The organism is Streptomyces sp. HUAS TT11, from assembly GCF_051553595.1.
GTDB lineage: Bacteria > Actinomycetota > Actinomycetes > Streptomycetales > Streptomycetaceae > Streptomyces.
In genome coordinates this window covers 9,577,436-9,599,003 of record NZ_CP196184.1, presented here as the reverse complement: position 1 = coordinate 9,599,003, position 21,568 = coordinate 9,577,436, and the positions used below count along the sequence as shown (strand labels likewise).

General features: G+C 68.8%; 22 protein-coding genes and 1 pseudogene. 12 read left to right on the top strand and 11 right to left on the bottom strand.

Annotated elements, in window-relative coordinates:
- Positions 1-367: 367 nt before the first annotated feature.
- The 3 genes from ACSHXN_RS43145 to ACSHXN_RS43135 all read right to left on the bottom strand — a co-directional run bounded on the left by ACSHXN_RS43145 (position 368) and on the right by ACSHXN_RS43135 (position 2,328).
- Positions 368-853, bottom strand: a complete 486-nt coding sequence (locus tag ACSHXN_RS43145) for a hypothetical protein (RefSeq protein ID WP_355142424.1) — start codon at positions 851-853, stop codon at positions 368-370.
- Between the two features lie 36 nt (positions 854-889).
- Positions 890-1,456: a Uma2 family endonuclease gene (locus ACSHXN_RS43140; RefSeq protein ID WP_355142426.1), complete on the bottom strand. Its 567-nt coding sequence runs from the start codon at positions 1,454-1,456 to the stop codon at positions 890-892.
- 206 nt (positions 1,457-1,662) lie between these two features.
- Complete coding sequence (locus tag ACSHXN_RS43135) at positions 1,663-2,328, bottom strand: DUF4097 family beta strand repeat-containing protein (protein ID WP_383357861.1); 666 nt, start codon at positions 2,326-2,328, stop codon at positions 1,663-1,665.
- Between the two features lie 254 nt (positions 2,329-2,582).
- On the opposite strand from ACSHXN_RS43135, the gene ACSHXN_RS43130 reads away from it, so the two are divergent.
- The gene (locus tag ACSHXN_RS43130) at positions 2,583-3,335 is read left to right on the top strand and encodes a helix-turn-helix domain-containing protein (RefSeq protein ID WP_383357862.1); all 753 of its coding nucleotides are present in this window, start codon (positions 2,583-2,585) and stop codon (positions 3,333-3,335) included.
- A gap of 278 nt (positions 3,336-3,613) precedes the next feature.
- Here ACSHXN_RS43130 and ACSHXN_RS43125 read toward each other — a convergent pair whose 3' ends face one another.
- The gene (locus tag ACSHXN_RS43125; RefSeq protein WP_383357863.1) at positions 3,614-4,636 is read right to left on the bottom strand and encodes an NAD(P)H-dependent glycerol-3-phosphate dehydrogenase; all 1,023 of its coding nucleotides are present in this window, start codon (positions 4,634-4,636) and stop codon (positions 3,614-3,616) included.
- A gap of 628 nt (positions 4,637-5,264) precedes the next feature.
- Here ACSHXN_RS43125 and ACSHXN_RS43120 point away from each other — a divergent pair.
- Positions 5,265-5,837, top strand: coding sequence for a hypothetical protein (locus tag ACSHXN_RS43120; RefSeq protein ID WP_438306378.1), 573 nt, complete (start codon positions 5,265-5,267; stop codon positions 5,835-5,837).
- A 169-nt stretch (positions 5,838-6,006) separates the two neighbouring features.
- Here ACSHXN_RS43120 and ACSHXN_RS43115 read toward each other — a convergent pair whose 3' ends face one another.
- Positions 6,007-6,564 carry a DUF3291 domain-containing protein gene (locus ACSHXN_RS43115; RefSeq protein WP_438306377.1) on the bottom strand — a complete coding sequence of 186 codons (558 nt, stop codon included), beginning with the start codon at positions 6,562-6,564 and terminating at the stop codon, positions 6,007-6,009.
- 329 nt (positions 6,565-6,893) lie between these two features.
- Here ACSHXN_RS43115 and ACSHXN_RS43110 point away from each other — a divergent pair, with 329 nt between their 5' ends.
- Both ACSHXN_RS43110 and ACSHXN_RS43105 read left to right on the top strand, forming a co-directional pair.
- The gene (locus tag ACSHXN_RS43110) at positions 6,894-7,544 is read left to right on the top strand and encodes a tetratricopeptide repeat protein (protein WP_356114235.1); all 651 of its coding nucleotides are present in this window, start codon (positions 6,894-6,896) and stop codon (positions 7,542-7,544) included.
- 451 nt (positions 7,545-7,995) lie between these two features.
- Complete coding sequence (locus ACSHXN_RS43105) at positions 7,996-8,469, top strand: NUDIX hydrolase (RefSeq protein WP_438306376.1); 474 nt, start codon at positions 7,996-7,998, stop codon at positions 8,467-8,469.
- A 293-nt stretch (positions 8,470-8,762) separates the two neighbouring features.
- Here the strand turns inward: ACSHXN_RS43105 and ACSHXN_RS43100 are convergent, their stop codons facing one another.
- Complete coding sequence (locus ACSHXN_RS43100; protein WP_355141622.1) at positions 8,763-9,101, bottom strand: helix-turn-helix domain-containing protein; 339 nt, start codon at positions 9,099-9,101, stop codon at positions 8,763-8,765.
- Between the two features lie 409 nt (positions 9,102-9,510).
- Here ACSHXN_RS43100 and ACSHXN_RS43095 point away from each other — a divergent pair, with 409 nt between their 5' ends.
- Positions 9,511-10,089: a maltokinase N-terminal cap-like domain-containing protein gene (locus ACSHXN_RS43095; protein ID WP_355141624.1), complete on the top strand. Its 579-nt coding sequence runs from the start codon at positions 9,511-9,513 to the stop codon at positions 10,087-10,089.
- A gap of 286 nt (positions 10,090-10,375) precedes the next feature.
- Here the strand turns inward: ACSHXN_RS43095 and ACSHXN_RS43090 are convergent, their stop codons facing one another.
- Positions 10,376-10,552: a hypothetical protein gene (locus ACSHXN_RS43090; protein WP_438306375.1), complete on the bottom strand. Its 177-nt coding sequence runs from the start codon at positions 10,550-10,552 to the stop codon at positions 10,376-10,378.
- 133 nt (positions 10,553-10,685) lie between these two features.
- Entirely contained in the window at positions 10,686-11,258 is a 573-nt protein-coding gene (locus tag ACSHXN_RS43085; protein ID WP_355141626.1) for a hypothetical protein, read from the bottom strand.
- Positions 11,259-11,606: 348 nt separating this feature from the next.
- Here ACSHXN_RS43085 and ACSHXN_RS43080 point away from each other — a divergent pair, with 348 nt between their 5' ends.
- Positions 11,607-12,092: a hypothetical protein gene (locus ACSHXN_RS43080; protein ID WP_438306374.1), complete on the top strand. Its 486-nt coding sequence runs from the start codon at positions 11,607-11,609 to the stop codon at positions 12,090-12,092.
- Between the two features lie 252 nt (positions 12,093-12,344).
- Here ACSHXN_RS43080 and ACSHXN_RS43075 read toward each other — a convergent pair.
- Together ACSHXN_RS43075 and ACSHXN_RS43070 are read right to left on the bottom strand one after the other, a co-directional pair.
- Positions 12,345-12,978, bottom strand: a pseudogene (locus ACSHXN_RS43075) (HAD family hydrolase).
- A 282-nt stretch (positions 12,979-13,260) separates the two neighbouring features.
- The gene (locus ACSHXN_RS43070; protein ID WP_345554603.1) at positions 13,261-14,049 is read right to left on the bottom strand and encodes a GntR family transcriptional regulator; all 789 of its coding nucleotides are present in this window, start codon (positions 14,047-14,049) and stop codon (positions 13,261-13,263) included.
- Between the two features lie 150 nt (positions 14,050-14,199).
- On the opposite strand from ACSHXN_RS43070, the gene ACSHXN_RS43065 reads away from it, so the two are divergent.
- The 5 genes from ACSHXN_RS43065 (at position 14,200) to ACSHXN_RS43045 (ending at position 19,565) form a co-directional block, all read left to right on the top strand.
- On the top strand, positions 14,200-15,492 hold the full coding sequence (locus ACSHXN_RS43065) for a D-tagatose-bisphosphate aldolase, class II, non-catalytic subunit (protein ID WP_438306373.1): 1,293 nt from the start codon (positions 14,200-14,202) through the stop codon (positions 15,490-15,492).
- Positions 15,489-16,661, top strand: coding sequence for an SIS domain-containing protein (locus tag ACSHXN_RS43060; protein WP_438306372.1), 1,173 nt, complete (start codon positions 15,489-15,491; stop codon positions 16,659-16,661). The genes ACSHXN_RS43065 and ACSHXN_RS43060 overlap by 4 nt, the downstream gene beginning before the upstream one ends.
- A 34-nt stretch (positions 16,662-16,695) precedes the next feature.
- Positions 16,696-17,706, top strand: coding sequence for a BadF/BadG/BcrA/BcrD ATPase family protein (locus tag ACSHXN_RS43055; protein WP_438306371.1), 1,011 nt, complete (start codon positions 16,696-16,698; stop codon positions 17,704-17,706).
- On the top strand, positions 17,693-18,622 hold the full coding sequence (locus ACSHXN_RS43050) for a DMT family transporter (RefSeq protein ID WP_355805267.1): 930 nt from the start codon (positions 17,693-17,695) through the stop codon (positions 18,620-18,622). Before ACSHXN_RS43055 ends, ACSHXN_RS43050 begins: the two co-directional genes overlap by 14 nt.
- A 94-nt stretch (positions 18,623-18,716) precedes the next feature.
- Positions 18,717-19,565 (top strand): class II fructose-bisphosphate aldolase, encoded by an 849-nt coding sequence (locus tag ACSHXN_RS43045; RefSeq protein ID WP_438306370.1) that lies wholly within the window; start codon positions 18,717-18,719, stop codon positions 19,563-19,565.
- Between the two features lie 243 nt (positions 19,566-19,808).
- On the opposite strand, the gene ACSHXN_RS43040 is transcribed toward ACSHXN_RS43045, so the two are convergent.
- Positions 19,809-20,372, bottom strand: coding sequence for an NADPH-dependent FMN reductase (locus ACSHXN_RS43040; protein WP_355141643.1), 564 nt, complete (start codon positions 20,370-20,372; stop codon positions 19,809-19,811).
- A gap of 138 nt (positions 20,373-20,510) precedes the next feature.
- Between ACSHXN_RS43040 and ACSHXN_RS43035 the strand changes: the two genes are divergently transcribed.
- Positions 20,511-21,056: a MarR family winged helix-turn-helix transcriptional regulator gene (locus ACSHXN_RS43035; protein ID WP_355805273.1), complete on the top strand. Its 546-nt coding sequence runs from the start codon at positions 20,511-20,513 to the stop codon at positions 21,054-21,056.
- Positions 21,057-21,568 lie beyond the last annotated feature (512 nt).

Below are 21,568 nucleotides of genomic sequence, written 5' to 3'. Positions count from 1 at the left end.
GCGGCGGCCCGGCCGCGGCCCCGGTTCCGGTCGGCGGCCCGCTCCTGGCTGCCCCGGGTGCGGAGCGGATCCCGGACAGGCGCTGCGCGGGAAGTGCAGGCGCCCGTCGAGCGTGAGCGGCTGCGCGCGGCCCACGAACCAGACGACCCGCCGCCTGACGCCGCCGCTGTGCACCATGGCCGGAGACGACCGCGGGCCCGAGACGACCGCGGGGCGCAGAGAGGAGAGCGGGCCGGTGCGGGCTTCCGCGCAACCGGTGCAGCAACTCCCCGCCCTGCCCCCGCAGGGCGCGTGGGCTGCGGAACGTGGCCGCACAAAAAGGACATGCGGCGTGCGGGGATGCGCCGCGGGCCGCAGCCCGGTGTCGTCAGCCCTGCCCGTGGTGGTCGAGGGCGGCGACTTCGCGGACGGCGCCGGCGACGGCCCCGTAGTCCTTCTTCAGGATCGCGCCGTGGTTGCTGGTGACCTTCGCGCCGATACGGATGCGGGTGTTGCGGGCGGTCACCGCATCGAGGCTGGCGCGGATCAGTTCCTGCTCCTCGCCGCGACTGCCGAAGGACGTGCCCGAGGCGACCACGTAGCGCACGGGGACGGTGATGTCGTCCAAGACCGGGCCCAGTTCGTGCACGCGCGAGAGCCTGCCCAGCTCGATGTTGCTGTGCGCCTGCTGCAAGGCGCTCATCCGCGGGGCCAGCCCGGTCGGGCGCAGCAGCGGCCAAACCCGGCCCAGCCGCCGGAACAGGGTGGTGATCCGCTGTTCCATGGCCTCATCCAGCCAGTCGTAGGGGAACGCGCCGTCGACCAGGACCATGCCCAGACAGCGCCGCGGGTTGCGGGCTGTCCGCTCACGCATCGCTCACGCGCTGTCGACTGCTGAGCAGCGCGTGGGTCACACCTGGCCGAGGTCGATCTCCACCGGGAAGGGGGCCGCTGCCTTGAGGACGCCGGTGAACACCTCTCCGTCCCGGTAGGTTTTCGTTGCGGGGTCGAGAACGTAGGTGTACACGAGAGGAACGCCTGTCGCGGCCTGCTCGATCCGCCAGTAGAAGCCGATGCCTGCCTTGGCGTACTGGTCGACCTTCACAACCCGGTCGGTGGTCTCCGAGCCTGGCGACACCACCTCCGCGACCAACAGCACATGCTCAGGGCGGGTGGGAGTGATGTCGATCGTGTCTGCGCGGTATACGACGACGTCCGGGCGGCGATTGGTGAGAGGGAGGTCCTGAAGCCGGACGTCGAAGTCCGTATCGGCATTCCACTCCGGGCCCGCGGCGGCATCAAGGGCGTTCGCCAGAATCCGGGCCAGCCGGTTGTGCCGCTTGGACGCACTCGGACTCACAACGACCATCCCGTCCACGATCTCGACACCGGCGCACTGCTCCTCGGACCAGGACTCGTACTCCTCCGCCGTGATCTGCTCATGCATCCACGCCGGGGCCACCATCTCGGCTGACATGAAGCACCTCCTGGACGCTGTGCTGCGGGCCCGATCCCGCTGGATTCAGCCTACTATCCCCCATCAGGCCGACACCGCTGATGATGAGGCGCCGTGTGCGGCGGGTGCGGGGCCCCTTGCCGGGGACCGCACGCCCCCGCCGGGCGGGGGCGGGGTGGTCGGTGACGGCCCGGCGGATCCCGCCTCGGGGCGGGATCCGCCGGGGTTCACAGGCTGCGGGCGGTGATGTCGCCGTGGGAGGTGATGGCGTGGATGTCGAGCCCGGCGGTGCCGTCGTTCTTGAGGGAGTTGTTGATACGGCCGAGGCCGGTGTGCGCATCGAGGGCGGCCGAGACGCCGGCGGCGGCGCCGAGGGTGATGTCGCCCGACTGGGTGCGCAGTTCGAGCGTGCCGCGCACGGCTTCGGTGATCCGGATGTCGCCGCGGGCGGTACTGATCGTGGCGGGGCCGCCCAGCCGGCCGATCTCGACGTCGCCGTCGACCGCGGTGAGGCGGACGCTCGCCGCCTCGTCGATCTTGATGTGGCGGTAGGCGCCGTCGAAGACGACGTCGCCGAGACGGCCCACGCCGCGCAGCTCGGCGCTGGCGGCCTTGGCCTCGATGCGGGAGCCGGCGGGCAGTTGGACGGTGACCTCCAGCGAGCCGGACGGGCCCACCAGGCGGTTCGCCTCCTGGGGGGTGTGGATCCGCAGGGTGCCGTCGGCGTACTCGACGCGGGTCTGCTCGGCACAGCGCACATCGCGGCCCTTGGCGGGGTCGGCGGGCCGGACCTCGACGACGGTGTCGGCACGGTCGGCGGCGATGAACCGGACACGCCCGGCCGCAACCTGAAGGACGGCGGAGATCGGGGCGGGGCTGGCGAACGTCTGCATGATGCTCTCCCATACACACTCACTGTTTCCGACTCCAGAAACGCTACGTTGCTTTCCATATTCTGACAACACACTCGTTGCACATAATCGGTGTCTCTCCAGGTGGATGCTGGGAAAATGTTGCAACGGTCTTGCTGGCAACGCAACGAACCTGATGCCGATCATTGCAATGGATGAACGGTGAACGCTAGAGTGGCGGGGATCGGCGACCGCCGGTCAAGGACCCTCACGCGAGCACCATCAGGGAGATCACGATGCCGGGAGGCAGGCTCACCCAGCAGGAACGCCGGCAGATCGCGCTGGGGCTGGCGGACAGTCTCCCCTACGCCGAGATCGCCCGGCGCCTTCAGCGTCCGACCTCGACGATCACCCGTGAGGTGATGCGCAACGGCGGCCCCGCCGCCTACCGCGCCGATCTGGCCCACCGCGCCACCGAACGCCGCGCCCACCGCCGGCCCGCCTCCTCCCGCACACCCCACTCGGCCCCCCAGCCCGACGGACGCGACGCCGCCGCCGTCGCCGAGTACGAAGAGACCCTCACCACCGTCCTCATGGCCTCCGGCCTGACCAAGATGACGGCCCGGGTGTTGACCTGCCTGTTCACCACCGACGCGGGCAGCCTCACCGCATCCCAGCTCGCCCAGCGCCTCCACGTCAGCCCGGCGTCCATCTCCAAGGCGATCGCCTTCCTGGAGAGCCAGAGCCTGGTACGCCGCGAACGCGACGAACGCCGCCGCGACCGCTACATCGTCGACGACGAACTCTTCTACCAGGCGACCATCGCCAGCGCCCGCGCCAACGACCAACTCGTCGCAACCGCACGCCAGGGCGTCACCGTTCTCGGCCCCCACACCCCCGCCGCCACCCGCCTGGAAAACGTCGCCCGCTTCCTCGACTTCATCAGCGAAAGCATCACCCGCGCCGCCGAACAAGCCCGCGAAGTTCTCCACGCCAAACCCGCCACCACCCCCACCGACACCACCCCGCCTCACCCCGACCACCCGTAACGGCGACACCCGGGCACGCCCGCCGACGGTGGACGCCGGCTGCCGCAACACGCCGAAGACTTCCCGTAGCTGGGCACCGCGGGCCCGGCGCAGCCCTTACGGCGGACACGGCGGGCCCAGCCGGAGCGGTGGGCGCGGCCGCGCGTGCCTGCCACGCCGCTGCCACCCCGCACCCCGCTCCCCCGGCCCGGGCCCGAACCGGCCCCGTCCGGGATCAGCCGTACGCCGACCGTCGTCATCGCGACCGGGGACGAGGCAGGGGCGGGTGAAGGGGCAGGTCAGCGTTCGGGTTTGGGCGGCCGCTGCATGAGTACGGCGGCGGCCTCGTCGAGGCTGATCTTCTCGTTCAGCAGGGCGACGACGACGCGCGTGATCGGCATCTCCACGCCATGGGCGTGGGCCAGGTCCAGGACGGCCTCGGCGCTCCGGACGCCCTCGGTGGTCCGGCGGGTCGCGGCCACCGCCCGCTGCACGCTCACGCCGCGGCCGAGGTGTGTGCCGAAGGCGTAGTTGCGGGAGAGCGGGGACGAGCAGGTAGCCACGAGATCGCCCAGCCCGGCAAGGCCGGCCAGGGTGGCCGCATCGGCGCCCATAGCGACCGCGAGGCGGGTGGTCTCCGCCAGGCCCCGGGTGATCAGCACCGCCGTTGCGTTGGCGCCGACGCCCATGCCGGTGGCGATGCCCGCCCCGAGAGCGATCACGTTCTTCAGGGCGCCGCCGAGTTCGCAGCCGATCACGTCCGTGCTCGTGTAGGGGCGGAAGTAGGCCGTGTGGCACACCTTCTGCAGGCGTTGCGCGACGGTCTCGTCGGGGCATGCGATGGTTGCGGCCGCGGGCTGTCCCGCCATGATCTCGGCCGCCAGGTTCGGACCGGAGAGCACCGCGACGCGTTCCGCCGGCAGCCCCGTCACCTCCGTGATGACCTGGCTGACCCGCAGTCCGGTACCCGCCTCGATGCCCTTCATCAGCGACACGATCACCGTGCCCGGGCCGATGTGCGGCGCCCACGCAGCGAGGTTGCCGCGGAGGGTCTGGGCGGGAATGGACAGCACCAGGCAATCGGCGCCCTCCAGTGCAAAGGCCGGGTCGGTCGTCGCCCTCAAACCTGCGGGCAGCTCCCTGTCGGGCCAGTACGCCAGATTACGGTGCCGGGTGTTGATCGCGTCGGCGACCTCACCCCGGCGGGCATGAACGACCACATCGTTGCCGGCATCGGCCAGGACCTTCGCGACCGCGGTACCCCAGGACCCGGCCGACAGCACCGCCGCACGAACCACGCAGGCAGGACGGTACAAGTTCACCGCGACACCCCTCATCGCTGCCGGCAAGGGCCAGCCATCCTATCGGCCACCCCGCGCCGCCTCCCGCAGGCTGCAGGACACCACCAGGGTGAACTGCCCGGGCACAACAGGCCGGGAAATGCCGGGGAACACGGACACCTAGCCCGCCCCGGACACCTCACCCACTACACACCAACCGGTCCCAGCCCGCCGCCGGCCGACGGCGCAGGGCGTTGTCGGTGGGCGGACGCGCACTGACTGCATGAGCGGCGCCTCTTCACCCACCGCAGCCGCTGCCTCCCCCGCCTCCCCCATCTGGGCGGAGTCGATGGGCGGACCGTTGATCGTCGTTCAGGCTTCCTTGTCAGCGAACCTGGTCGCTCTTCGGCCCGACGCCTTTGATCCTGCCCGGGGTCCCCGCAGGAACAGTTGCGTTCGTCAGTAACGACGGGGCCGAGGAGTTCGGTCTGGGACGACGGGTGGCGCCTCCGCTGCCTGCGATCTGAAGACCGGTGCGAAGCCCCCTGCCCAGGTCCGGTCGCACGGCAGCGGGGCACCGGGTGCGTGATCCTCGCCGAGGTCTTCGCACTCGACGAGAAGATCGCGATGCGCTGCACGGACTCCGCACGAGCCCCGCTGGGACAGGCCGTTGACCAGCACCGTCGGTGAAATCTGCTCGACCGGGACGCACCGTGAGGGGCATCATGAGCGAGTGACGCCGGCCGAAGCAGCAGCGATCGCTCTACAGGACCATGCCGCCCTTTGGAGTATGGGGGAAATCCGCGCGAGCGATGTCGTCAATGCCGCCTGTGATGCGCTCGTCGCCGGACTCGACACCCCTGGCCTTCGCATCCTCGCCGCCTGCACGCGCGCCGAGGCGGACTACGACGTCCACGACCTGCTCCCCGCAGCGCTCCCCGAACTCGGCCTCACCTTCTATCCCGTCGCCAGCAAGGCCGGCCAGGAAGCCGCCGCCCGAGCCCTCGCACGCCACATGCTCGCCGGCGAGGTCACGCCTCGGGAGTTCACTTTCCGGATTCACCAGCGCTACGGACATGAGCTGCCTCTGACTGAGCGGCTCGCCGAACTCGACGATGAGTACGACGTCCTCGAATACGGTGACAGAACCGTGAACCAGGTCGATGCAGAGGTCACGGCCGAAGCCCGCCGCCTCGCGGCCCACCCCACAATTCCAGCCGACCCAACGGATACGCCCAGTTGATACACAGGGTGGGACCGACCCGCGAGTTCCCGCTGAACAGGCTTCGGTTTCCCTGAACCCATCGGCCTCTCGGGGGGTGAGAAACATGCGGACAAAAGCCGGCGCTTAAGTGGTCGGCTCCGTTCAATCGAGGCGTTTGACAGCGAACCCAGTCATTCAGGCTTCCTTGTCAGCGAACCTGGTCGCTCTTCGGCCCGATGCCCTTGATCCTGGTGAAAGTTCCCTCCGGGGCGAAGGAGTGGTGGAAGGTGAAGGCGTGCGGCGCGGAGCCGTGGTCGTGGAGGTGTTCCAGCCTGGAAACCCCGTCCTGCCAGGTGGGTGTCACTCCGTCGGAGACCCACCAGATCACGTAATTTGGGTGCCCTGTCCTCTCGAACCAGTCGTAACGCCTGTTCAGCGCCTCACGGTGCAGACCGGTGTAGACGGCGTCGAAGGCGGGGCGCAGGTCGGTCCACATTGAGAGGGTCGCGGCCAGGGCGGTGGTTTCCACCGTACGGCCCTTGCCGTACCAGGTCGGTACGGCGAACTCTCCCCATGCACCCCAGTCCGCCTCGAAGAGCATGCCCCGGTCACCACCTGCCGCTTCAGCACGCGCAAGGTACCCGGGGTGCTGGCTCATCTTCCGGTAGACGGCCTCACCAATGTCGTAGAACTCGCGCGTGGGAGGTGCGGGATCGGCGAGAGGTGACTTCAGAACACCGAATGTGTACAGCGCAAGACGGGACATGCGACTCTCCCTCGTTGGGGGTACCTGGCGGACCCGGTTCAGTGGCTGACGCCTGGGGGCGAGGATTCGTGGGGCGTGGCCAACTCATCCCCTCGCGGATGGCTCAGCCCCAAGGAACTCCTCATGCGACCGTGGGCAATCGCCGAAGACCAGGTGAAGGTAGCTGTCTCTGCGGGCCATGTCGAAGTTGCGTTTTGCCTGTCCAAGTGGCCTCTTGCACCGGTCAATGCGGGGGCGGGAGCGGTGACGGGCGGGGCAGGCTGCGGGGTACCAGGAGCGGCAAGCGAATCGACCGCCACAGAGGATGCCGGTGACCATACGATCGCCGCATGACTACGGATACGCGAATCGAGCAGGCTGAACTCCTCTACGAACGCGCCGTCTTCGGCGGTGACAGTGCCGCGTTGGCCACTGCCGACCGGGGTCTCGATGCGGTCGAGGCAGACCTTGCACTGGCCCGTGGCCGTCTTGTTCATGCCCGCTTCCTGGAAGAGAGAGTCGAGGACGCGCGGGAGCTGGAGTTGTTCGAGCACGCAGCACAGCTGTACCGGCGGCTCGGCAATGCGCGGGGTGAGGGGGAGGCGTTGTTCTGGATCGGGACCTTCCACCAGGTGGTCCGCAATGACACGACAACCGCCCTGCCCTCCTTCAATCGCGCTCTTGATCTCGCCACCCAGGCCGACGACCGGCTGACCATGTCCTACGCCCTTCGGCACCTTGGTTTCGCGGAGCACATGGCCGGACGGCTGGATGCGGCACGAACACACTTCGAGGACTCCACGCGTCTGCGGCGCGAACTCGGGTTCTGGCCGGGGGTGGCGGCAAATCTGATCATGCTCGCCGAGTTCGCCGTTGAGCAGAACCGGCGGGACGAAGCGGACACACTGCTCAAGGAGGCTGCAGAGCTCGCCGAGAGCACCGACTCCCATGGCGTCTTGCGCTGGGTGACGGGAGCCCGCGAACGGCTCGAACTGGTGTAAGAAGGCGGGACGACACGCTTTCCCGGCGGTCTTGAACAGCAACCAGGACCGCATGTGGCACGATCCAGTGAGGTTTCGCGTCCGTGGCAGGCTACGCCGAGCCCCGTCACGGACGGTGGATCAGTGGCCGCGGAAGCCGCGGGTGGTGATCTCGCGGTAGAGATCGAGAATGGTCACTCCGCCGAAGCAGGCTCCGAACTCAACACCGCACACCCCGACGGCGGGTCTCCCGCCCAGGCCCCTGTCCCGCTGCCCGTCGGCCCCCTGCACGGTCCGAGCCACCCACACCGAGGCGGACGACAGCAACCGGGTCGGCCTGGTCCAGATCCTGCCCGCCGATTCCTGACACCGCCTGCCAACAGCCCGTCCCAGCCGGCCTGTTCCGCCGCGGCTCCACCGTCACCGACGGATCCTGGACGTCGGGGTAGGGTCCGGACAGGAGGTGCGCGGGATGAGTTTTCGGCTGGCGGCATACGCCGTGTGCATCGAGGGCGGGCGGGTACTGCTCGCCCGTCACGTGCCGCCGACGGGCGAGAGCACCTGGACCCTCCCGGGTGGCAGGGTCGAACACGTGGAGGATCCCTTCGACGCGGTGATCCGGGAAGTGGCTGAGGAGACCGGCTGCCACGCGGTGGTGGAACGCCTGCTCGGCGTGGAGTCCCGGGTCATCCCCGCGGCCGAACGTGCCGTCCCCGGCGGACCAGAGCATCAGAATGTCGGCATCTTCTACCAGGTCCGTATCACCGACGGCCGACTACGGCCGGAGCCGAACGGTGACATCGCCGAATCCATCTGGACCCTGCTCCCCGATGTCGCCGGCCTGCGCCGGTCATCGCTCGTCGACATCGGGCTCGCCCTGGCTCAGATGCTCCCGGCAACCGGCCACGTCGCCCCCGTCCCGGTCTGCGGCCTGATCCAGCACTGAGACGCCATCGACGTCCGAACCGGCCCTGCCGCAGGCGGCACCCGTTCGCCGGTGGATCTGCCGGCAGGCCCGCGACGTGCACCCTGTCCCTCACACCCCCTGCCGGGCCGGCAAAACCACCCCACCGAAGAGGGGCCGCATCACCTCGCCGCAGGGGCGTGCATCACACCGATTCACGCCCCTTCCACTCCAGCACCGGAGCCGGAACAACACCGTGCGCCAGCGCCCGACCACGCGCTGACAGACATCCGCCCGCGTACGCACGCGCGCGATTGCCGGTGTCCGGTGACCGGTTACCGGCTCTCCAGTCTCAGCAGCTGGTCGATGCCGTCGCGGACGGAGGACAGCTGACGAAGCAACGGAGCAAGCCGGGCCCGGTCATCAGCCGGTAACGGCGCCGGAGCAACGCGGCCCTCCAGCGCCCCGGCCAGGGCCTCGGCCGGATCGAGGCCGAGTGCGTGGCAAGCGGCGACGAGGGTGTGGACCTGGATGCGCTGACGGCCGGCTTCCAGATTGGCGATGGAACCGCGGGTGAGTTTCACGGCCCGGGCGAGATCCTCCTGTGCGATACCGCGGGACTGACGGACGGTGCGAAGGTAGGCGCCGAGCCGGCAGTAGAGATCGTCGGTCACAACATGCTCCGTGCTGCGCAAGCGAGAACGCGTTTCGCGTCCACGCACTGGTGGGGGGGACATACGGATACACGCCACCCGAGCGGCAGTTGACGCCGTCGGTGACGAAGGCACTCTCCCAGATACGACCAGGACAACCACCGCGTTCAGCCCACCGAACGAACACATCACGCCGCACCAGGACTCCACCACGGCAAGACCCCACCCTTCCAAGGGGGCGAAACCGCCGCGGCGGAAGCCCTGTTCCTGCAGGTCGGGAACGTGACGGTCACAGGGCACGAGGACCACGGGCACGGACTACGAGACCACTCGCTGCCGCCCGGAAAGCGGGAGGAGCGGGCTGTGCCCGATAGGTTCGATCACATCCCGTTGGAGAACGGGCCAGACCTACGAGTGAGGGAGAACTCGCATGGCCGCGATCCATCGCACCACCATGACGCCCACCAAGTTGGAGCTGCTCACCGGCTGGCTGCCGAAGCAGAGCTGGTACGTGGGCGACGCACACACGCCGGAACTGGTCAAGGCCGGCGGGTTCCGTCTGGACGATCCGAAAGGCGCGGTCGGGATCGAGTTCATGATCGTAGCGGACACCACCGCCCAGGAGTCGGTCCCGTATCTGGTGCCGATGGGCTACCGCGGCGCGGCATGGGAGGATGCTCCCAGCGAGGCGTTGATCGGCACGTCCGAGCACGGGGTGCTCGGCACCCGGTGGATCTACGACGGCGTCCACGACCCAGTGGTCATGGCCCAATTGCGGGCGCTTCTGCACGGCGAGGCGATACCGCAGCACCAGAGCAAGAGCGACACCCCCGACCCCACCGTCACCGTGCAGGGAACCGCCCCACAGCCCGGGACTGACGTTCACATCAACCGCATCCTGCGGCCGACCCAGGACGCGCACAGGTCCTCCGCACACCTCGTCGCCGGATGGACCTGGCCAGACGGAACAGCTGCACGGGGCGTACTCGCGGTCCTCGCGCTGCGGTAACAGACCGCACGCAGACAGCGAGCGCATGCTCACCGTCGGCAGTTTGGGCATTCGTCCCAGCGGTGAGTCGTCCAAGACCACCGGATCAGGCCATGCACTGTGATTGATCGCGTGTCAGCGAGATCGAAGAAGGCATCAGGGGCGCCGAGTTCATCAAGGACCAGGCGTGCAGCTCGGTCCGAGAGGTAGACCTTCTGCCGTTCGGCACCGCCGTACTGGAGGGCCTGGCAGTGCGTGGCCCCGTCTCCGCCACCTGGGCGGACGGGGCTTTCCGGCGAGGCCGGGGTCAGACGGTGATGCCGGCGAACAAGACGTTCTCGGGGAGCCGGATCTCGACCAGTGAGCGGGCTAGCTCGTAGTCCTCCGTCGGCCAGACCTCGCGCCGGACATCGAGCGGCACCCAGAACCACGGGCCGTCCGGGTCGATCTGGGTGGCGTGGGCGATCAGCACCCGGTCACGCACCCTCGAACCAGTCGGCGCACCACACGGGTGGTGAATGAGAAGGGACCGTCCCACATGCCCGCTTGCGCCGAAACGCTCCGTCCTGCGCCGCCTTCATCGCGCCACCGGTGCCCCTGGATTCTCCTGGCCGTCGTCAGTCTTCTGTACTTTCCGGAGAGAGGCCGATGGCAGTGGCGGCTTCGTGCGTGAAAACGGTCATGACGTCGTCGGTTCCGAGGTAGAAACGCCCGTCTGATGGCCACTGTGCCGGACGGCCCGAGACAAGCCACGCCGTGGCAGCAGGTGCACGAAGCTCGACAGCAACCGGCAGCCGGAGTCCGAAGTCGCCCTCGGACCAGAGGATTTCGGCGCCCACCAGCGGAACTCCGATGAGCCCTGACCATGAGGGATGGCCCGTTACAACAACGGATGGCGTCCCTCCGGGCTGTCCGATCATGGTCAGCAGGCTGGCCATCGGCTCTCGGAAGACCTCCAAGCCATGGTGGTCGAAACTATGGCCCCACACTGCCGAATATTGCGTGCCGTTCTCGGCAATCATGGCGACGCCCATCGTGGGCTGGTGCCACGCACCGAAGTCCCACTCCTCGACCTCGGTGTCATCGTCTCCACAGCTCAAAGGGTAGTAAGTCACTTCTATAAGGCGCGTGCCGCGCAGGCTTTCGACAGTGCGCTCATAGTCATCCTCAGTGAGCTTGGGCGACCGCATGTCACCATTGTCATGGTCCCTCCCCCGCCCGGGCACCCGAGATTGTTTGAAGCCTGAACGGAGCCAGCGCCGCCTGCCCTCAAAGGATCCGCGCCCAAGTCCCATCGCCCCGCTGCAAGGGCGGAAGACCTTTGCCGGGGCCCTCCACACCGAAGAGAGGACCGCTCAGCGGCCTGCCCTGGTTCGTGGCCATGCGGTTTGTGCCCGTACCGCTCCACCGCTGCCGTAGCGGTCAACTCACACCGCACGGCGGGCATCTGAGCGGAACCTCGCGGTGAACACGACTGGCGCCCGCACCCCATAGGCTGGCCGGCTTCCGCACGCCGTGCGCTGCCGTAGGATCACGTCATGACTGCCGATGTCCCGCTCACTCGAGAGTCGTTCCGGCGCCTCCATCCGATCAGCACGCCCCTCCCGGTGTCTCAGGTGCCGGATCGGGTCTGGACTGACGAGGACTGGGACCGGATCCGACGCGGATATCACGCCCGGGACATGGATGAGAAGTGGAACGTCTTCGTTGAAGGCGATGTCCTTTTCATGCACCGGAGTTGGACCGGCCACGGCGTCTATGAGGCGTCCTTCGCCCCAGTGACCGGTGGTGGGAGGAAGATCGCCTCTGCTGTTGTGGAGGCCGATCGCGAACGCTACCGGAGTATGGGGGACGCATACGACTGTCTGATGATGGAGCTGATCATCAGCGCGATCGTCCTTGGTGAGCCCGCCGCCGAACTCCGAGCCGGCCTCGTGGAGTTGACTGCCCAGGCTTCGGGAGATCAGAACCTTCCCTCGGGCGTGGTGCAGCACAGTGTGCTGGGACTGCGCTCTGGATCGTAAACTCTGCAGCCGAGCGGATGCCGTCACGAGGTCGGGCCATGTGCCTGGATCACGCCCGGCCGCCACGTCGCGCTCTGGACGGTGTTCCGCCACGATCAGGATGCGCGAGAGCACCGAAGGCGCAATGTGCTCAGGCCGCTCAGGCCGCTTGCGAGGCCGCCACGAACCGGCCGCCGAACACACCGTCTACGGCGGAGACTTCAAGGAGCGAGCTCGCCGTCCGCTACCAGGCGACCGTCCTCGCTGCGGCCGTCAACGCGTGGCTGTCACCAAGCGGCTCAAGACGGGAAGCACGCCTCGCAGGTCATCGTCGTCCACCGCGGCGGTTGCCGCCGCGCGCTCCTGCCGAGGCATTGAACGCCACGCTCAACTCGACAGATGCGAACAGTGGCAGGTCAGAGCGGCTGTCTCCAACGGCCCCGCACGCGCGGGGAGTCAAGCCGAGCTCTCGCAGCTGCGCGAGAGCGAAATCGCGTTTGCCGTACTCGTCGAAGTGACGGGCGACCCTGCCTGTGAACCGGCCGCCGGCGTTCTCCAGCCGAGGTCCGCTGAACGCGTGGAAGCCGAAGCGGTCGGTGAGGTAGCGGCCGACCGGCGCCCAGGCCAGGGTTGCCAGCACAGGCGCCAACCCGTTCTGCCGGCACCAGGCCACCGTCTCCGCGATGCCCGAGACCAGCGGAAGCCCGTCGAGCCAGTCAGAGACCTGTTGTTCAGTCACGCCGTCCCAGCCCGCGGCATCCAGCTCGCAGACTTGCCGATTGTCCAGGGCGCCTGAGGCATAGGCGTCCTCTGCCTTGACCAGCTCGCTTCGATGACCGAGGAAGCCGGCCAGAAAGGCCGGAGAACTCGTACCTGGTACGAGGGTGCCATCAACATCGAAGAGCACGACGCCCACATGATCAGATGAGAACACGGGCCAAGGATGACACCCCGGACCGGCAGAACCACCTTGAGTCCCGGCGATCAACCGCAACGCCCGACCGTCGGAGATGCGATCGGCTTCGAGATCCGCAAGATCCGGGCATCGCAGGGACGCAAAATGCTGACCCGTGCTGATCCCCCGGGAGCGGAACGGCCGAAGTACGCAACGGGGCCTGGGGCTGCCGGAGCCCCGTTGCGGATTCAGTCGCGGATCCGGCCCAAGCCATGTCACGGGGGGGCGGCGAGTTCACCCGGTGATCGAGGCCCTGAAGTGGTACCGGTCGCCGCGGAACACCGCTGCGGTGAGTTCCAGCGGCTGGGCGTTCTGGTTGAAGGCGAGCTGCGTGGCGACCAGGACGGGGGTCGCATCGGTGATCTCCAGCAGGTTGCGCTCCTCCTCGGTGGGGTGCCGGGCCTCCACGGAGTAGTCGGCGACCTTGGGCAGTTGGGGTGGGTCGGCGCGGCGGAGGGTGGCGAAGAGGGTGTCCTTGGTGAAGTCGGTTTCTGCCAGTTGCGGACACAGCCCGAGGGGCAGCCGGTTGTGCTCGAGGACGACGACGATGTCATCCAGGAAACGCAGTCGGCGCATCTCGAAGAGCGCCGCCCCCGGGCCGATGCGCAGCAGCTCGGACTCTTGGACCGTGGCCGCTCGGACCCTGGATTCCAGGACCTCGTCCCGGAGTTGGAAACCGTGCTGGTCGGCGTAGTCGGCGAAGCCCTGCACCGACTGACCGCCTTCGGGAGCGGACGACGGCCGGGAGGCCGGTACCGCGCGTTCGTAGCCCTGAGCGAGGAACCATCCACGGGCCGGCGAGGACTCGATGACGTCGCGCTCCGCCAGTTCGTTCAGTGCGCTGCGCAGTGTGACGCGTGAGACCCCGTACCGGCCGGCCAGCGACCGTTCGGACGGCAGGCGGTCCCCGGGTCGGGCGCCGTTGGCGGCGATGTCGTCCAGAAGGCGGCCGGCGATCTGGGAGTACAGGGGCAGGGAGTCGGCGCCCAGCAGGCCCTGAGGGAGAGCATTGTCCGATGGCATACCAGATGTATACCAGTTAGAGTGAGACCAGTTCAATACCAGATTGAGACCATTGACGACCAAGAGGCATACCAATAGCATTCCGGAGACGTTTCCGGAGGCATGCGTACCGTTTCGGGCCGCGCCCTTCGGCGAACCTTGGAGCGGATCATGTGGAACCCCTTGGACGAAGTGGTGCGACGCCAGAAGGCGGGTGAGTCGCACGGCATCACCTCCGTGTGCTCGGCCCACCCGCTGGTCATCGAGGCATCCGTACGCCAGGCGCTCGCCTCGGGAGGCACCCTCCTGGTGGAGGCGACCTCCAACCAGGTGGACCAGTACGGCGGGTACACCGGCATGCGGCCGGAGGACTTCCGTGAGCTGGTTCACGGCATCGCCACCGAGCACGGCCTGCCGCTGGACCGGGTCGTCCTCGGCGGAGACCACCTGGGACCCAACCGGTGGCGCTCGCTGCCGCCGCAGGAGGCCATGGCCGAGGCGGACACCCTCGTCGCGGCGTACGTCCGGGCCGGCTTCACGAAGATCCACCTCGACTGCAGCTTCTCCTGCGCCGGCGACCCCGTACCGTTGACGGACGACGTGGTCGCCGAACGCACCGCCCGCCTGGTGCGTGTGGCCGAGGAGACCGCGGGCGGCTTTGCCGGCGCCCTGCGCTACGTCATCGGCACCGAGGTGCCGGTGCCGGGAGGGGCCCACGAGACCCTGGAGGACATGGCGGCCACCAGCCCCCCTTCCGCACGCCTGACCCTGGAGCGCAATCGGGACGCGTTCACGGCGCACCGTGTCTCCGAGGCCTGGCCCCGTGTGATGGCCCTGGTCGTGCAGCCGGGTGTCGAATTCGACCACCTTCAGGTGTTCGACTACCGGCGCGAGCGGACGATCGAGCTGCGTGAGGTCCTGGCGGGCGAGCCGAACATGGTCTTCGAGGCCCACTCGACGGACTACCAGACCGTCGACGGGCTGGCGGCCCTGGTGGAGGACCACTGGGCCGTGCTCAAAGTGGGGCCGGGGCTGACGTTCGCGCTGCGCGAGGCCCTGTTCGCACTGGCTGCCGTCGAGGACGAGCTTGTTGCCTCCGGGGTGCGCTCGTGGATCACCGAGGTGGTCGACCGCCGGATGCGCGAGGAGCCCTCCTGGTGGTCGGGGTACTACGAGGGAGACGCCGCCGAGCAGCGGCTGGCCAGGCGATACAGCTACAGCGACCGCATGCGCTACTACTGGCCGGACCCCGAGATAGCCGCCGCGCAGGACCGCTTGTTCGCCAACCTCTCGGCCCTGGACATCCCCCTTCCCCTTTTGAGTGCCCACCTGCCCGACCAGTACCGGCGGGTTCGAACCGGCGCTCTGACCGCGACGCCCCGGGACCTGGTCGTCGACCGGATCCGAGACGTCCTGCGCGACTACGACCGCGCATGCCGTGTTCAAGACAAGGAGTACGTGTGACCACCTCCACCCACGACGCGATGCCCCAGGGCGGCGGGGCCGACCACACGGTCGCGGAGATCACCCAGCAGCCCTCGGTATGGCGTGAGGTCGGCGCGATCGTCGCCGACGGGCGGGACCGCCTGGACACGTTCCTCACCCCGCTGCTCGCCGAGAAGGACCTGCGGATCGTCCTGACCGGAGCCGGGACCTCGGCCTTCGCCGGGGAGGTCGTCCGGTCGGCGATAGCGCAGGCCACCGGCCGGCACGTGGACGCGGTGTCCACCACCGACATCGTCGCCGACCCCTGTGCCGCCTTCCCGTACGACGTCCCCACGCTGCTCGTGTCCTTCGCGCGGTCCGGGGACAGCCCCGAGAGCGTCGCGGCCACCCGGCTCGCCGAGCAGGTCCTGACCCGCGTGAACCACCTCGTCATCACCTGCAACAGCGCCGGACACCTGGCCCGGACGCACGGCGAGGCACCCGCATCCCACGTCCTGCTCATGCCTGCTGCGGCCAACGACCAGGGCTTCGCCATGACGTCGAGCTTCACCAGCATGCTGCTGGCGTCCCTGCTCGCTTTCGGTGCGCTGGACACCGACGACATCGAGGCACCGGCCGCGGCGGCCGAGCACATCACGGCAGGAGGCCTGGACCAGGCCATCGACGCCCTGCTGGCCCGCCGGCCCGAGCGGCTGGTCTACCTCGGCAGCAGCAGTGCGCTGAAGGGCCTGGCCCAGGAGTCCGCCCTGAAACTGCTCGAGTTGACCGGGGGCGCACTCGTCGCATCCTCGGAGTCCTCACTCGGCTTCCGCCACGGCCCCAAGTCGGTGCTGAACAACCGCACGGCCGTCGTCGTGTACGTGTCCAACGACCCCTACACGCGCCGCTACGACCTCGACATCATCGCCGAGCTGCGCGCTGGCCTCGCGCCCGGCAGCGTCGTGGCCGTCACCGCGTCCCCCGACGGATTGCCCGGGGACGACACCTGGCTGCTGCCCGGACTCGTCGGCGCCGACGACGCCGCGCTCGCCCTGCCCGCCGTGGTCACCGCGCAGCTCATCGCCCTGCGTTCCTCCATGGCCCGCGGCATCCGGCCCGACAACCCGTTCCCCTCGGGAGAGGTGAACCGCGTGGTGCAGGGCGTGACCGTGCACGCGCTCCCCGAGCGACAGAACGACGTCGCGTAACAGCGTCCAGAGAAAGCCGAGCGGAGGAACAACGATGTTTCTAGGTGTGGACGGCGGAGGCACGAAGACAGCCTTCTGTCTGATCGACAGCGCGGGCACCATCCGGGCCCGCGCTCTCGGAGAGGGTGCCTACTATTTCGCAGACAACGCCACCGGTGGCGTCGACCACGTCGTACGGGTCCTCGAACAGGGCATCGGGGCCGTGACCCGGGCCGCGGGCATCACACCCGCGGACATCGACCACGCGTTTTTGGGCCTGCCCGGCTACGGAGAGGTCCCCGGCGACGTCGCCGCGCTGGACGCCGCCCCCGGCCGGGTACTGGGGCACCAGCGCTACGCGAGCGACAACGACATGATCTGCGGCTGGGCTGGTTCGCTCGGCGCGGTGGACGGCATCAACGTGATCAGCGGCACCGGCTCGATGACCTATGGCGAGCGGCAGGGCCACGGGGTTCGCACCGGCGGCTGGAGCGAACTGTTCAGCGACGAGGGATCGGCGTACTGGATCGCCGCCCGGGCGCTGAACGTGTTCTCCCGGATGAGCGACGGCCGGTTGCCCGAGGGCCCTCTCGCAAAGCTGCTGCGCCGGCACCTCCAGCTGGCCTCGGACCTCGAGGTGATCGACGTCGTACTCAACCGCTGGCAGGGACACCGCAGCGAGATAGCCTCCCTGACCCCGTTGGTGGTCGAGGCGGCCGAGGCGGGCGACACGGAGGCCGCCACCGTCCTCACCGAGGCCGGCAGGGAACTGGCCCTGCTGGTGGACAGTGCCCGACGCCGCCTGGGCTTCTCCCCCGACGAGACCGTCCTCGTCTCCTACTCCGGCGGCGTCTTCCGCTCGGCCCGCGTGCTCGACGCGTTCACCACCGCGCTCAAGAGCAGCGCGGCCGAGTACGAACTGCGGCAACCCCTGTTCGAGCCGGTGGTGGGCGCCGCGATCTACGCGGCCAAGCTCGCCGGCACCCCTCTCGGCACCGAGGCACTGGCCACCCTGCGCTCCTGCTCGGACATCACCACCACGGAGGACAGCCATGACGACGCGTGACAAACGGACCTGGATCCTCTACGCGGGCCTGTTGGTTCTGTTCTGGGGCGTCTGGGGAGCGTTCTCCAGTCAGCCGACCGAGCGCTACGGCTACCCGGACGAGATGATCTACGTCATCTGGGCCTTCACCATGCTCGTCCCCGCCGCGGTCGCACTGCGCCGGGAAAGGTTCGACCGCCGCCCGATCGCCGCGGTGTACGGGCTCGCGGCCGGACTCACCGGAGCAGGCGGTCAACTCCTGCTGTTCCAGGCGCTGTCCGATGGTCCCGCGTACCTGATCTTCCCCGTGGTCTCCCTCTCGCCCGTGATCACGGTACTGATGGCCGTGGCACTGCTCCGGGAGCGTATCGGGAGACTCGCCGTCATCGGAGTGATCGCCGCGCTGATCGCCATCGTGCTGATCAGCATCCCCGCGGGCGCGGGCGGCTCGGTCAGCACCGGTTCCTGGCTGCTCCTGGCCGTCCTCATCTGTGTGGCCTGGGGAGCGCAGGCGTTCTTCATGCGCAAGGCCGCCCTCGCCGGGGTCAACGACGCGACGACGTTCGGCTGGATGACCATCAGCGGACTGCTCCTCGTCCCTGTCGCCGTTCTCATGATGGGCGGGCTGCCCGACGCGCCCTGGCAGGCCCCGGCTCTCACCGCCGGCACCCAGATCCTGAACGCCGTGGGCGCACTGTTCCTCGTCATGGCGCTCAGCCGCGGCAAGGCCAGCGTCGTCGCACCGATCACCAACGCCCTGGCGCCCGTCCTCACGATCGTGCTGTCGCTGGTGGTCTATCAGACGCTGCCGACGATCTGGGCGACGATCGGCATCGTGCTCGCCCTCGGCGGATCGACGCTGATGGTCTACGCCGACGAGAAGCGCGAGGAGATCCCCCAGGCACTTCAGCCGTCAACCCCGGCTGCGCGCCCGTAAGCCGCTGCATTGCTGCTGCTTGGACCTGGCCCGCCCACAGGGCGGGCCAGGTTTCTCCCTCACGACAGTCGAGCCCCGTACGAGGAGTACGCACATGCCCTTGGTCCCCACCGCAGACCTCGTTGCCCGGGCCGCCGCCGAGCACGGTTGCGTCACCGCTTTCAACGTCATCACCCTGGAGCACGCCGAGGGCATCGTGACGGGCGCCGAGGCCGCCGGCCGGCCGGTGATCCTGCAGATCAGCGAGAACGCCGTGCGGTACCACGGTGGACGGCTCACTCCCCTCGCGCTGGCGGCGTCCTCCATAGCTCAGACGGCAACGGTCGACGTCGCTCTGCACCTCGACCACGTCACCGACATCGGCCTGCTGCACCAGGCGGCCGACACCGGCTTCTCCTCCGTGATGTTCGACGCCGGGGCACTGCCCTACGCCGACAACCTCGCCGCTACAACCTCAGCGGCACAATGGGCGCACACAGCCGGCCTCTGGATCGAGGCCGAACTGGGATACGTCGGCGGCAAGCCCGACTCCCCCGCCAGTGCGCACGCCGAAGGAGTGCGCACCGACCCGGCGGAAGCCGCCGACTACGTGGCGCGTACGGGTGTGGACGCCCTGGCGGTCGCGGTCGGCAGCAGCCACGCCATGACCGAGCGGTCGGCGGTCTTGGACCACACCCTCATCGCACGCCTTCGCGAGACTGTTCCGGTCCCGTTGGTGCTGCACGGATCATCCGGGGTTCCCGATGCAGAACTCCGCGCCGCGGTCCTGGCGGGCATGGTGAAGATCAACATTGGGACGGCGCTCAACATCTCGTTGACCCATACCGTCCGCGATGTGCTGCTCAGCAAGCCGGCGCTGACGGACCCGCGCACATACCTCGGCCCGGCCCGCGATGCCGTGGCGATGACCGTGCGAGACGTCCTCACCGTGCTGGCGACCTGACCACGACACGCCTCAACCGCAGGCGGCGCCGGGGTGGCCGCCTGCCCCCGGAAAGCGGAAAGGGCCGACGTCCGCAAACGGAGCCCCGGGCCACCGGAGCCCCGTTGCGGACGTCGGCCGCGAATCCGGCCGAACCCGCCGCCAACGCGGCATCCCGCATTCGGCGTTCGGCGTTCGGCACCTCTCCTGCAGCTACAGCGGAGGGGCGAAGTCCTTACGCCCGCCTTCCGGCGGGCGCGGGCGTCAGCCGCGGACCGTCTTCAGGGCGCGGGCCCAGGACTCCAGCTGCTCGAACAGGGTGGTCGCGGCCGCGTCGTGCTGCTCGGCCGGCTTGAAGACGGAGAAGTTCTCGAAGTCGGTGAACAGCGAGAAGGACAGCTGCTGACGCACGTGGGCGAGCTGCAGTTCGCTGGCCACGCCCCGCAGGTGCTCGATGGCCCGGGCGCCGCCGAGCGAACCGTAGGACACGAAAGCGGCGGCCTTGTTGTTCCACTCGCCGTACAGGTAGTCGATCGCGTTCTTCAGCACGCCCGAGGTGGAGTGGTTGTACTCGGGGGTCACGAAGATGTACCCGTCGAACTCGGCGATCTTGGCCGCCCACGCCTGGGTGTGCTCGCCCTGGTACTGACCCATGGCCGGCGGCATGGCCTCGTCCAGGTGGGGCAGCGGGTAGTCGGCCAGGTCGACCAGCTCGTACTCGACACCGGCGCGGGCGCCGGAACGATCCACCACCCAGTCCGCGACAGCCTTGCCGTTGCGGCCGGGCCGGGTGCTGCCGAGGATGACGGCGATCTTCAGGTCACTCATGAGGTCTTCTCCTTGACGGGCCGCCGACACAAGGCCGACCCCTTCACTTGAACTTTCATGTCACACCCTAGGCGGCGACTCATGAAGATTCAAGCGTGCGTCTGACGTGTGAACGTTCATCCCCGATACACTCCGGACATGCCCGAACAGCCCCGGCCGTCCAACGGTCAGCCCCGCTGGCTGACCCCGGCAGAACTGGAGACGTGGCGGCAGTTCTCCCTGATGCTGCACCGGCTGCCCGCCGCCCTGGGAGCGCAGCTGCAGCAGGACGCCGACCTCAGCTTCATCGAGTACTACGTCCTCGCCGGACTGTCCGACCAGCCGGACCACCGCATGCGCATGAGCGAGCTGGCCATCCTGGCCCATTCCGAGCAGTCACGCCTCTCGCACCTGATCAGCAGGCTGGAACGCCGGGGTTTCGTCCGCCGCGAGGCCGACCCCCTCAACGGCCGGTACACCCAGGCGATCCTCACCGACGCCGGCCACGCCCATCTCGTCGAAGCCGCCCCCGGACACGTAGCCCGGGTACGCGACCTCGTCTTCGACGCTCTCGACCCCGCCGAACTCACCCTCCTGCGCACCACCGCCGAAAAAATCACCAAGCGGATCGACCACCGGGAGCAGCAGGCCTGCCGAACCAAGGACACCGCCGCCCAACCCTCACCCCGGGAGTCCACCCCGTGACGGCCCCGGCGCGAGACGCAGCGGCCACCACCTCCCGGGGCCGGAACGCTGGAACACGCTGAAGCCGTTCGCTCAGGACGACGACGCGCGCCCCGGCATCCGCTGGTGCACGGCGCGTCCCTGCGTGCGCTGACGACCGGCCCCTCACAGCTGCTTAGACCCTCGCTGGGCAACACCGGCACTGCCACCTCCGCCTCGACGCCCCTGCCGCCCGGACGGCGGTCGACCCAGGGTCACAACAGTCACCGGCTCCCGGTGGACAGGCGAGCGCCCAGGAGCGCACGCGGGAGGGCGCGACAGCGACCAACGAGCATCGCGACCGAGCCGCGGCCCACACCGACGGGGCACCGGACGCAGGACTTCCATCGAACGATCTTCGAAGCCGTTGGATCACTCCCGCACGGATACATTCGGGGCCAGGATGACTCGGCCGACGTTGTCGGATGGTGATCAGGCCTGCGCGCTCGCCCACCGGCGCCGGCTGACGCCAGTTCAACGCCGCCACTCACAGG

Coding starts and splice junctions, on each gene's coding strand:
- ACSHXN_RS43145 (WP_355142424.1), bottom strand. CDS start 853: ATGCGTGAGCGGACAGCCCGCAACCCGCGGCGCTGTCTGGGCATGGTC.
- ACSHXN_RS43140 (WP_355142426.1), bottom strand. CDS start 1,456: ATGTCAGCCGAGATGGTGGCCCCGGCGTGGATGCATGAGCAGATCACG.
- ACSHXN_RS43135 (WP_383357861.1), bottom strand. CDS start 2,328: ATGCAGACGTTCGCCAGCCCCGCCCCGATCTCCGCCGTCCTTCAGGTT.
- ACSHXN_RS43130 (WP_383357862.1), top strand. CDS start 2,583: ATGCCGGGAGGCAGGCTCACCCAGCAGGAACGCCGGCAGATCGCGCTG.
- ACSHXN_RS43115 (WP_438306377.1), bottom strand. CDS start 6,564: ATGTCCCGTCTTGCGCTGTACACATTCGGTGTTCTGAAGTCACCTCTC.
- ACSHXN_RS43110 (WP_356114235.1), top strand. CDS start 6,894: ATGACTACGGATACGCGAATCGAGCAGGCTGAACTCCTCTACGAACGC.
- ACSHXN_RS43105 (WP_438306376.1), top strand. CDS start 7,996: ATGAGTTTTCGGCTGGCGGCATACGCCGTGTGCATCGAGGGCGGGCGG.
- ACSHXN_RS43095 (WP_355141624.1), top strand. CDS start 9,511: ATGGCCGCGATCCATCGCACCACCATGACGCCCACCAAGTTGGAGCTG.
- ACSHXN_RS43085 (WP_355141626.1), bottom strand. CDS start 11,258: ATGCGGTCGCCCAAGCTCACTGAGGATGACTATGAGCGCACTGTCGAA.
- ACSHXN_RS43080 (WP_438306374.1), top strand. CDS start 11,607: ATGACTGCCGATGTCCCGCTCACTCGAGAGTCGTTCCGGCGCCTCCAT.
- ACSHXN_RS43070 (WP_345554603.1), bottom strand. CDS start 14,049: ATGCCATCGGACAATGCTCTCCCTCAGGGCCTGCTGGGCGCCGACTCC.
- ACSHXN_RS43065 (WP_438306373.1), top strand. CDS start 14,200: ATGTGGAACCCCTTGGACGAAGTGGTGCGACGCCAGAAGGCGGGTGAG.
- ACSHXN_RS43055 (WP_438306371.1), top strand. CDS start 16,696: ATGTTTCTAGGTGTGGACGGCGGAGGCACGAAGACAGCCTTCTGTCTG.
- ACSHXN_RS43050 (WP_355805267.1), top strand. CDS start 17,693: ATGACGACGCGTGACAAACGGACCTGGATCCTCTACGCGGGCCTGTTG.
- ACSHXN_RS43045 (WP_438306370.1), top strand. CDS start 18,717: ATGCCCTTGGTCCCCACCGCAGACCTCGTTGCCCGGGCCGCCGCCGAG.
- ACSHXN_RS43040 (WP_355141643.1), bottom strand. CDS start 20,372: ATGAGTGACCTGAAGATCGCCGTCATCCTCGGCAGCACCCGGCCCGGC.
- ACSHXN_RS43035 (WP_355805273.1), top strand. CDS start 20,511: ATGCCCGAACAGCCCCGGCCGTCCAACGGTCAGCCCCGCTGGCTGACC.